Here is a 10646-nt window from a genome sequence, read left to right as displayed (position 1 = left end):
ACAGCACAAGACACGCCGCAGTTGCAGGTGGACCTTTTGAAGGAGGAGGCTGTGTCGGATGACTCGTACGGGACCACCTGCGATGTCCTGATCCTGCCCCCGTCTTTGGAAAGGCCGATCTCGGCAGAGGCAGCGGCGGTGCTGGCGCGTTGGTTGCGCGCGCGTCACGCGGAGGGGGCGGTTTTGGCGTCGATCTGCGGCGGTGCTTTTCTTCTCGGAGAGACGGGGCTTTTGAACGGGCGTGCCGTCACGACGCATTGGGCCTATGCGGACACCTTCCGCGAACGTTTCCCCACCGCAATCCTCGACGTGGATCGTCTTCTGATCGACGGCGGTGACATCATTTCGGCGGGCGGGCTCATGGCGTGGACCGATCTGGGGCTCAAGCTGGTGGAACGATATCTCGGCCCGCTGGTGATGGCTCAGACCGCGCGAATGCTTCTGATCGACCCTCCTGGACGGGAACAGCGTTACTATAGCGGTTTCGCCCCCAGGATGAGTCACGGCGACAGCGCGATCCTCAAGGCACAGCACTTTCTCCACGAGGGAAATGGAAAGGAGGCGCGGCTTGCGGTGCTGGCAAAACAGGCCGGCCTCGAAGAACGCACTTTTCTGCGCCGCTTCCAGAAAGCCACGGGGATGACGGCCATCGACTATGCCCAACGTTTGCGTGTGACGAAAGCGCAGGAGTTATTGCAGTTCGGGCGGCTACCTGTCGAACGCATTGCCTGGGACGTTGGCTATTCCGATCCCGGCGCTTTTCGCAAGATATTCCACAGGATCGTCGGCCTGACGCCGGGAGAGTATCGGCAACGTTTCCACACCTAGCCGAAAGAGACCGCGCTTCTGTAGAAATGCCACGTTGCGTGACCCAGAATTGGAAGCACCAAAATCAGGCCGACAAACGCGGGTATTGACCCAACAACCAGAAGAACCGATATCAGCGCCCCCCAGGTAACGACCACCCTCGGGTTTTTACGGAAAACCTTGTAGGAGGTATGGATCGCCTCCGGGACACCTACGTTATGGTCAAGGAGCAGCGGGAAACTGACGGCACTGGTTGCGAGCACGACCAGGGCAAAGCAGAATCCAACCACGACACCGATCACAATCATCGCCCAACCGGCGCCAGTGGTCAAAACCTGTTCAAGGAACGCGGACAGATTTTCCGGTTGCTCCGGCCCCAGGGTCAGAGACCAGATCAGGTGTGCGGCAAGAATCCAGGCCACGAAGATGGCCGCAAGATAGAGGCCCAGAACCAGAATCGCACCGAAATTCGGAGATTGAATCACCCCCAGAGCGGCAAGCCATGACACATCCTCGCCCTTCTCGCGGCGTCGGCTGACTTCATAAAGCCCCACGGCCGCGAAAGGCCCGAGCAGGGCAAAACCTGCGGCTACTGGAAAGATCAAAGGCAGAAGATTCGCGTTAAACCCAATACCGGCCAACAGCACGCCAAGTACCGGATAAATCAGGCAGATAAACATTACATCGGCGCGTGAAGCCTTGAAATCTTCGTACCCTTTCCGGAGTGCAACTCGGATATCATCGTTGGTCAGCGGCAAGATCTGCGGTATGGCCTTCTCTTCGCCGCCTATTCTTTCGACGGACTGTGTGACGTGTTCGGCGGCACCGGCCAGGTTCCGCGCTGTCCATGTGAGGGGATTTCCGATTGTTTTTACCATAGTGCATCCTCCGATGTGTCCGGCCACACTCGGGATGCAATGCGCATCTCATGGTCAGCCGGAACTGGCCTTCCATTCGCCAATATTAACAAATTCTTGGCCTGACGTCTTTCACTTCTGCGGCACCGGATACCAGGCTGGCACAGAAAGCGGCTTTGGAGCACGGCGTGTGTATCATCTTCAGACGATTTTTTCAGGAAAGTTGCCCTGCACCGCCACAAAATTGTCACCATCCTGATCGGCGCGCATCGCGAACCGTGCGTCAAGTGTCGGCCCCCTCAAAACGGGCCTTTATCAACCTTTTCCATTCCGATCCGAGAGATCGAATTTGGAAAACCGGGTTGCAAACAGACCGTTTGACACCCCATGCATCCTTTGAAATCACCCCAACACCATAATTCCGCCGCATTTATCCATATGCTGAAATGCTTAAGAAAATCGATTCTGGGCGGCGTTAATTTTCAACGCTCAACACTCAAGATTCTTGGCAGTCACCAGCAGACAACGCTGCACAGGACTGCCCTACATTTCTGGGAAGGCAGGATGCGAGACGACCCTAACCTTAAAATTCATTCATCAGATTCAGGTCACAAAGGTGATGGCGCGAGAAAGCCCACGCCAACTGATCCGGATATTCGTGCAATAAAATCCCTTGTCGAAATGGACGACAGCCAGAAAGCCAGTGGGCTTTCAGCGCCAGCGCGAGCAAAAGACTACTTGCAGTCACTTAAACGCGCCGCACAGGCACCCATACAATCCCGTCAATACAAGTCCTATGCGCAATGGCTGCGCGAGCTTGCCGAGGCATTCTTCAGGCGGCCCGACGCTCCCAGGATATTGTCCATTCTCCTTTTGCTGACGGTTTTTCTGCTGAAACCGGGCCTGGTGGTGTTTATGGCCTTTATGGCCCTTCTGATCGGGCTTGTGCTCTTCTTCTCGTTTGGCCCCGACCGAGTTCAGAACTGGGTGATCTACCGTTACCATCGCCTGCGTGAACGCGACGCGGAGGCGGCAGAAAGGATCCGGCAGCGCGCTGCTGCTGCCAGCAAAAGGCTTTCCGCAATTGTCGAGAAACTGCCGGAACGGTGGACGGCCGGCTTGTATCTTCCTGATTTCGAGGAACCGACAGAGCTTCCCGAGCATTGGGAGACTGATCCATTTGAACGGCTGGCAAAGCAGTAAAATCCTGATCTGACTTCTATCGCCTCGTCAAACCGGTAAGTGGCGAGGCAATGGTGGCCCCACCATGCCAGAGGTGGCCCTGAGCGATGCTCAGAAGCCGCCGGGCCGCACAGGGCACGCCCATCGGGTGTTGCGGATAGAGGCCCCCACAGCAGGCAAAATCACCGGACGGGCTAACATTGCGGGCTAAAATCCCGTGCCCAAATGCCAACGGCCCGCCAATGAGCGGGCCGTTGTGGACGCTGCTTTGCGGTCGGTTTAAAAAGCCAGGTCAAGCCCGAGGCTCAGGCCCCAGCTGGTGAAATCGGACTCGCCGATCCCATCCGCAAAGACTGAGCTGTTGATGCGCAGGTTCCGCCCGTTCGAATAGTCGCCGCCGATCTCGACCCGCCCCCGGCCACCCTCAGTCAACTCTTTTGAGGTGCTGCCGGTTTCAACGTCAAACGTCCAGATCGCCGAGGTGCTGACGCGCGATGTGAACGTCCCACCGTTTGCCAGACCAAACGTCCGCGACATCGTTGGCGTTATCTCGAATGAGCCGAACGACGTGACCACCGAGGGGATCGCGACGCTCAGGCTGTCGACATACGGATCAGACGTTTCCTCGTACCACGACAGACGCGCCTCGGGCGAAAACACTATGTCGCCAACCTGATAGTCGCCAACAAGCGCCGCCGTGGCCAGCCACCGCTCGGAATCGTAGCTGTCGGTGTAGGTCCCGAAGGGCGAGACGCGGTTGTCCGATTCCCCCCATGCCGCGCGCGCGTCGAAGAACAGGTTCTCCTTCAGGCGCGCCGTCATGTAGGGCCCGAACATGAAACCCTTGCCCGAGATGCCATCCTGCACACCGTTGTGCGAGGTGTCGTCATACTGCATGCCGAGCCCCATCAGAAGGTTGCGGTTGAAGAGGTAATCGACGCCCGTATGCACGATGGTAAAGCTGCCATCGCGATCGCCCGATCTAATGTTGGCGTAGCTGCCTTCGATCCAGAACTCCCACGGGCTCTGGGACATTAGCGAGTTGCCACCATCCACGTGTGCCGCACTCTCAGGTGTTACGAAATACGCCTTGGGCATATCCGCAAGCAAGACCGTTTCCTGCGTGCCATTGGCTTGCGTCATGATCTCATTGCCGATGGTTGTGCCGCCGTCGTCTGAGTCCGCATCACCGTGGCCAGTGACAGTACCGGAAGAGCTGACGACGGCCTTGGGCAATTCGGTTGGTCGAATTGTCAGGTTGCCCGCCCCACCAGAAGTTTCGCGCGTCGAGAAGGAAAAGCTGCCACTATCCTCGCCAATATCTATGGTTACAGGCAACGATCTGCTTGAAACGCTTACGCCGAACATCGAAACGCCGCCGCGGCTGTTTTTCTGACGGTTCAGACGCCCGATCCGGCGGGTGTTCTTGGGAGCGCCCTGCAAGATCAGCTGGCCGCGAACCTCTTGGAATTCACTGATGAGCGCCGTTGTGCTTCCCCCCGAGTCCACTGCTGTCAGAGTACAGGTAACGACTTCTCCGGAATCAACGTTCAGCGCGCCGGTCAGCGTCGCCGGGTCAATCGTGCTGTCGGCGTCATTACAGGCAGCATTGGTCAGGGCAAAACTCGCCGGAACCGCAAAGGCGATGCTATAAGGGCCGCCGACGCCGATATTAAGCCCGCCCGTACTTCCCGAACCACCGGATGTCACGATTGCCGTGTTCAGTTCAGGCTCGGGTGACGACACATTGAAGGTCCCATCCATCTGCGTGTTGACGTTGATGATCACCTGACCACGCTGGAGCACCTCGACACGCAGGTCCCGCTCGACAAAATTCCCCGTCCCGTCTTCGGCACGGTAAGTCACCGTAGTGACGCCCAGCGGGAATGACGACCCGTTGCCCAGCCCGGCAGTCGGGCTGGAGGTCGAGCTTACGTTCACAGAGCCGGAGTTGTCGTCGACCGTCGGCTCGGTCCAGTTAACAACCGCCGAGGTATCGGCCACATCCACATGAACCGTGATATCCGCCGGGAACGTGCTGAATACGGGCTGCTCGCTGTCAACCACGGTTACCGTAAAGGTCTGTTCCGAGACATTCCCCGCAATATCCGTGGCGGTAACAGTTACGACCGTTTGTCCAATCGCGAACCGGCTGCCCGAGGCAGGCGACACCACCAGTGACGCAATCCCCGAATTGTCGGTTGCAGTCAGCGCTGGCCATGTAACCGCGGCATCCGGCTGGCCAGCTTCAGTGTTCACCGTGATGTTACTAGGCACGTTTGCCAGAGTTGGGTCCGTCGTATCCTGAACCGTAAAGGACGTCGTTACCGGGGCGGAATCCAGTGACCCGTCGTTGACGGTCAGTTCGTATGTATAGGTGTTCTGCCCATCCGTGCGCCACGCAGGCGCAGTGATGTTGAATGACGCTGCCGTGGAACTGGACGGGGACGTGGCCGGGCCACCGGTTTGCACCCAGCTATAGGTAAGTGGATCTACATCAGGATCAGACGAGCCGGTTCCATCCAGTGTAACTACTGCGCCTGCCTCAACCGGGTCAGGCGTTGCGTTAGGCGCGGCGGTAGGTGCCGTGTTGGTCACCGGTGCCACATAGCTTGCCGTCATTGTGGGGTTGCTACCGTTTATGAGGTAGGTATTACCATTGTTGGTAGCTGTGGCGACTTCAACCACAAGTGCCCCAGAGCTAATGTCACCTGCCTGAACGGTATATATTCCGGAACATGTAATGTTTGTATTTGTGGTCCCCCTGACCGGCGAACATGAATATGTGACACCGATACTCGACGTCACGGACGGAGAGGAAACCACTTCGTTTCCTGTGTTCATAACGACGGTGAAGGTCAGCGTCTCGCCCGCAGTGTTATAAGTGGTCGGAGAAACCGTAGCACTCGTGACTTCCTGAGCCTGCACGGCACCAGCGATGCCCATTGCAGGCAGGAACGCCCATCCCCATACACTTTTTCGGCAAACTGCCCACAATGCTGAAAACTTGGAAAGTTTCATCCTGAAATACCTTTTTTCTTTAGACCGGCGTCCCCCCGGTCTGCCGCTCGAATACTTGCCCTCGACCGCCCATCGGCAAACGCTTTAATCGGTTGCAGATGCCAGCCCCAACAACCGGCATACGTTTATCTGCAGGTCTTGCTTGTCGTCATCATCACAAAACGGTTCCAAATCCGACCTAAACACTTGCTTCATATCCGGTTTTTCTGTGCTGGCCCATTATTTTTTTCAGTCTCCGCAAAGCTGTGACGCCTACATCACAGTCGCCGCCAGGCCTTGTGGCGAGCTGTCGCACGACAGGGTCCTTTTCACTTCCGCTGGCCACTGCCAAGACATGGCCGCAGGGCGGCTGGCAGAGAACGGGCGTTCGGGTAATATGGCGCCATCATGCCAAGCCTTTGCCGCGATTGCCTTGACCGATTCGAAATCGCCCCGCGCTGCCCTACTTGCGGCAGCCCGCGGGTGATTTCACATGACGAACTGTTTAAGCTGTCGATTGCCCATATGGATTGCGACGCCTTCTATGCCAGCGTCGAAAAGCGCGACAATCCCGAGCTGGCGGACAAGCCGCTTATCATTGGCGGCGGGCGGCGCGGCGTGGTGTCGACCGCCTGTTACATCGCGCGGATTCGCGGTGTACGATCGGCGATGCCAATGTTTCAGGCGCTCAAGCTTTGCCCCGAAGCGGTAGTGATCAAGCCGCGCATGCAGGTCTATGCCGATGTCTCGCGCCAGATCCGCGCGATGATGCAGGCGTTGACCCCGGCGATCGAGCCCCTGTCGCTGGACGAGGCCTTTCTTGATCTCACCGGCACCGAGCGGCTTCATGGGGCACCACCGGCCGTGATGCTGGCGCGACTGGTGCGCCAGATGCGCCGCGACCTTGGCCTGACCGGATCAATCGGGCTGAGCCATAACAAGTTCCTGGCCAAGATCGCCTCTGATCTCGACAAGCCACAGGGCTTTTCGGTGATCGGGGTGGACGAAACCGCCGGTTTTCTGCGCGACAAACCCGTGAGCCTTATCTGGGGCGTCGGGCAAAGCACGCGCACCGCGTTGAACGCGGCGGGCATCCGCACCTTTGCCGACCTTCTGCGGTGGGAGCGCGAAGACCTGACGGCACGGTTCGGGGCCATGGGCGGACGGCTCTGGCACCTTGCGCGCGGGCGTGATGCACGGCGTGTCTCGGCGCATGAACCGGTCAAATCCATCTCGAATGAAACCACGTTTTCCGAGGACACCAAGGATGCGGATATTCTTGACGGGCATTTGTGGCGACTGTCGGAAAAGGTGGCGGATCGCGCCAAGGCAAAACAGATCGCCGGGCGGATCGTGACCCTCAAACTCAAGCGCGGCGATCATTCGCTGATCACCCGCAGGCAGACGCTTCGCGATGCGACCCAGCTTGCCGATACGCTCTACCGGACTGCCCGCGCGCTGATGGACCAGATGCCCAAGGGGGCCGCATACCGGCTTATCGGGGTGGGCCTGTCGGAGTTGGGACCAGAGGAAGGCGCGGATCGCTCGGGCGATCTTCTTGATCCGCAGGCGATTCAGCGCGGCAAGGCGGAAAAGGCCACCGATCTGATCCGCCAGAAATTTGGCCCCGATGCGATTCTCAAGGGGCGCGCCCTGCGCTAAGGCTATTCGGCGGCCAAAGGCTTGGCCAACGGGCGGCCAATATCGGCAATCTCGCGGATCACACCACGCAGCAGGGCCCGGAAAGCATCGAAATGGCCATTCGGGCGGATCAGTTGCTCGTTCATGTAAAGCGCGCGGTCGATCTCGACCTGAATCGCATGACGTCCCCGCATGGGGCGGCCATATGCCTGGGTGATATAGGCCCCGGCAAAGGGCGTGTTGCGTGTCACCACCAGGCCGGCGCGCTGAAAGGCGGCCTCAATCTGATCGACGATGTCGCTGCTGGCGGAGGCGCCAAAGCGGTCGCCAAGCACCACCTCGGGGCGGCGCACACCGCGGCGCGCCACGGCATCCATCGCCTCGTGCGGCATCGAATGGCAATCCACAAGGATCGCCTGTCCGAACATCAGGAAAGCCTGATCCAACTGCCCGCCAAGCGCCGTATGGTAGGGCTTCCAGTAGGTGTCGATCCGGCGTCTGGCCTCGGCCAGAGACAGCTTGCCGGTATAGATCGCCTGACCATTGGCCACCACCCGCGGAATCACCCCAAGACCAGAGGCGACGCGTGGATTATGGCCGACCTTGCTCACGCCCTCGATCAGGGCCGGGTCAAGTTCGTCCTCGCTTCGGTTGAGATCGACATAGGCGCGCGGCGCACCGGCCTTGATGAAGGGCGCGCCGACCTCGGGGGCGCATTCGAACAACTGATCGACAAAGGCATCCTCGGACGAGCGCACGGAATGCTCGTTAAGCGTGGTGCGGCGCAGGAAAGTCCACGGATAATCGCGCCCGCTATGGGGCGAGGCGAACACCACGGATGTGGTGCGCCGTTCAGGATATGTCAGGTGATAGGCGACCTTTGGCATGACCTCTCCTTGTGAAACCCATAATAGAGTGAAATTGAGGTTCTAAAAGCCCTTGATCCCTCTTCCGACTCCTTTTATAGACCAGCGAACCGGCGCGGACTCCCGCGCCCCTTTTGTTGGGGGGCTGGGGCCAGATCGGTATTCATGGGCGATTAGCTCAGTGGTAGAGCACTTCGTTGACATCGAAGGGGTCACAAGTTCGAACCTTGTATCGCCCACCATGAATTCACTGTTCTGCATGACGCAGGACGCCCGCAACCAAGGCGCTGGCCCGCGCCGCGACAACTGAGGAGACGACCATGAAGGTTCGTAATTCGCTCCGCTCGCTCAAGAAACGGCATCGCGACTGCCGTGTCGTGCGCCGCAAAGGCCGCGTCTACGTCATCAACAAGACGCAGCCCCGGTTCAAAGCCCGTCAGGGCTAAGCCTGCACCCACCTTTCCGGTGGAAGATTTCAGCCCCGCCTTTTTGGCGGGGTTTTCTTTTGTGCGGGCATTTCGCGGGGGCGCCGGGCTGGGGCCGGCAAACCCCGTCGGAAAAGGGATCGGAGCAATGATTCCCGACCCATCCCGTTGATTTCCGCCGTTACCGGGCATCAGGCCACTTGCCGCGCTGCCTGCGCTGCGGTTAGGTGTCGTCAGGTCCATCTTTTGTCTGGCATCCCCATGAGCACCCCACAAAAAATTATCGTCATCGGCGCCGGTATCTGCGGGCTGAGTTCTGCCATCTGGTTGCGCCGCGCGGGCCATGAGGTGACGCTTGTCGACAAGGACGCGCCCGGCGCGGGGGCGTCTTTTGGCAATGCGGGCCTGCTGGCGCAATGGGCGGTCGTGCCGGTCAACACGCCCGGCCTTATTACAACCGGGCTCAAGTACATCCTGAACCCGCGCTCGCCGCTTTTCGTGCAATGGTCGTATTTCCCGCGCCTCTTGCCCTGGCTAATGAAATTCGCAGCCAACGCAAATGATCGCGACACCCGCCGCATGGTGGCCGGGATTGTGCCGATAATCGGCGACAGCCTCGATCAGCACATCGCCCTGACCCGTGGCACCCGCGCCGCCAAATGGGTCACCGCCAGCGACTTCAGCTATGCCTATGAGAGCCGCAAGGCATTTGACGCCGACGCCTATAGCTGGGCACTCAAGCGCGAGGCGGGCTATGTGCCCGAGGTGCTTGAAGGCGGTGCCGTGCAAGAGGCCGAACCGATCCTCGGCCCCGCGATCAAATGCCTCGCGACCCTCAAAAGCCATGGTCACATCCTTAACCCCGGTGCCTATATGGCCGATCTGGCACTTGTGCTTCAGGAAGAGGGCGGCACCTATCAACAGGCCGAGGTGCAGGACATCACCCTGGACAACGGTCGCATCACCGGGCTTGAGACAAGCCGTGGGCCGATGCCCTGCGACCGGGCGGTTCTGGCCGCCGGAATCTGGTCCAAGCCGCTGATGCAGAAACTTGGCCTCAAGGTACCGCTGGAGGCCGAGCGTGGCTATCACCTGCACTTTACCGGGCCAAGCCAGATGCCCAACAACCCGATGATGATCGCCAGCGGCAAGTTTGCCGTCAACCCGATGGCGCACGGGCTGCGCTGTGCGGGAACGGTTGAACTGGGTGGGATCACGGCGGGACCGTCACGCGCGCCGCTCGACCTTATCCGGCGCGGCGCCGCGCGCGCCTTTCCCGAGATGCGCTATGACGGGGTCGAAGAATGGATGGGGTTTCGCCCCTCGACGCCCGACAGCCTGCCGCTTATTGGCGAGATCGGCCAGACCGGCGTGCATGCGGCCTTTGGTCATCAGCATATCGGCCTGACCGCAGGGCCAAAGACCGGGCGCATCGTCGCCGACCTGATCAGCGGCAAACGCCCGAACATTGACCTTGCACCCTATAGTGCCGACCGTTTCTAAACGCGCCGTCCGGGATTTATCGCCGAATAATCCCGGAGCCGCTCAATCGTAGCTGCGCAGATCCTCGATGACCTTGCCGTCATTGGGCAGGCTACCCTTGGCGACGACCTCGATCCGGCCCTTGAGCTTGAGCGTTTCCGCCACGGCACTGGCGAAGACCTCGCCATCTGCGGCATCGGATTCGATCTTGACGGTCATCACATCCGCCTCGCCTTCGCGGCTGGCAATCACGCGGGCGCGTGCAATGTCCGCATGCCCGGCGACAAGCGCCGCAACCTGTTCGGGGCGCACGAACATGCCCTTGATCTTGGTGGTTTGGTCGGCGCGCCCCATCCAGCCCTTGATGCGAATATTGGTACGCCAAC

Annotated in this window: 8 protein-coding genes, 1 tRNA gene and 1 pseudogene; 6 read left to right on the top strand and 4 right to left on the bottom strand. The window is 59.6% G+C overall.

From position 1 onward, the window contains the following. A partial coding sequence (locus tag QZ522_RS14345; protein WP_294612935.1) for a helix-turn-helix domain-containing protein occupies positions 1–828 on the top strand: 828 nt, incomplete at its 5' end. Here QZ522_RS14345 and QZ522_RS14340 read toward each other — a convergent pair. Further along, on the bottom strand, positions 825–1685 hold the full coding sequence (locus QZ522_RS14340) for a DUF2189 domain-containing protein (protein ID WP_294612932.1): 861 nt from the start codon (positions 1683–1685) through the stop codon (positions 825–827). The genes QZ522_RS14345 and QZ522_RS14340 overlap by 4 nt on opposite strands. 366 nt (positions 1686–2051) lie before the next feature. Here QZ522_RS14340 and QZ522_RS14335 point away from each other — a divergent pair, with 366 nt between their 5' ends. Next, a complete protein-coding gene (locus tag QZ522_RS14335; RefSeq protein ID WP_294612929.1) occupies positions 2052–2867 on the top strand; it encodes a hypothetical protein in 816 nt (271 codons plus the stop codon). A gap of 258 nt (positions 2868–3125) precedes the next feature. Here QZ522_RS14335 and QZ522_RS14330 read toward each other — a convergent pair whose 3' ends face one another. Next, positions 3126–5468, bottom strand: coding sequence for an HYR domain-containing protein (locus tag QZ522_RS14330; RefSeq protein WP_294612926.1), 2343 nt, complete (start codon positions 5466–5468; stop codon positions 3126–3128). 786 nt (positions 5469–6254) lie between these two features. On the opposite strand from QZ522_RS14330, the gene QZ522_RS14325 reads away from it, so the two are divergent. Further along, on the top strand, positions 6255–7508 hold the full coding sequence (locus QZ522_RS14325) for a DNA polymerase IV (RefSeq protein WP_294612924.1): 1254 nt from the start codon (positions 6255–6257) through the stop codon (positions 7506–7508). 2 nt (positions 7509–7510) lie between these two features. Here the strand turns inward: QZ522_RS14325 and QZ522_RS14320 are convergent, their stop codons facing one another. Beyond that, the gene (locus tag QZ522_RS14320; protein WP_294612921.1) at positions 7511–8374 is read right to left on the bottom strand and encodes an N-formylglutamate amidohydrolase; all 864 of its coding nucleotides are present in this window, start codon (positions 8372–8374) and stop codon (positions 7511–7513) included. A gap of 146 nt (positions 8375–8520) precedes the next feature. Here QZ522_RS14320 and QZ522_RS14315 point away from each other — a divergent pair. The 3 genes from QZ522_RS14315 (at position 8521) to QZ522_RS14305 (ending at position 10281) form a co-directional block, all read left to right on the top strand. Next, positions 8521–8595 (top strand) — tRNA-Val (locus tag QZ522_RS14315). A 78-nt stretch (positions 8596–8673) separates the two neighbouring features. Continuing rightward, complete coding sequence (gene ykgO, locus QZ522_RS14310) at positions 8674–8799, top strand: type B 50S ribosomal protein L36 (protein ID WP_092840305.1); 126 nt, start codon at positions 8674–8676, stop codon at positions 8797–8799. Positions 8800–9039: 240 nt separating this feature from the next. Further along, a complete protein-coding gene (locus tag QZ522_RS14305) occupies positions 9040–10281 on the top strand; it encodes an FAD-binding oxidoreductase (RefSeq protein ID WP_294612913.1) in 1242 nt (413 codons plus the stop codon). Between the two features lie 42 nt (positions 10282–10323). Here QZ522_RS14305 and QZ522_RS14300 read toward each other — a convergent pair. Then, a pseudogene (locus QZ522_RS14300) lies at positions 10324–10646 on the bottom strand (phenylacetate--CoA ligase family protein); the annotation flags it as partial.

Source organism: uncultured Roseovarius sp. (genome assembly GCF_913054395.1).
Taxonomy (GTDB): domain Bacteria; phylum Pseudomonadota; class Alphaproteobacteria; order Rhodobacterales; family Rhodobacteraceae; genus Roseovarius.
This window is presented reverse-complemented; position numbering and strand designations above follow the sequence as displayed.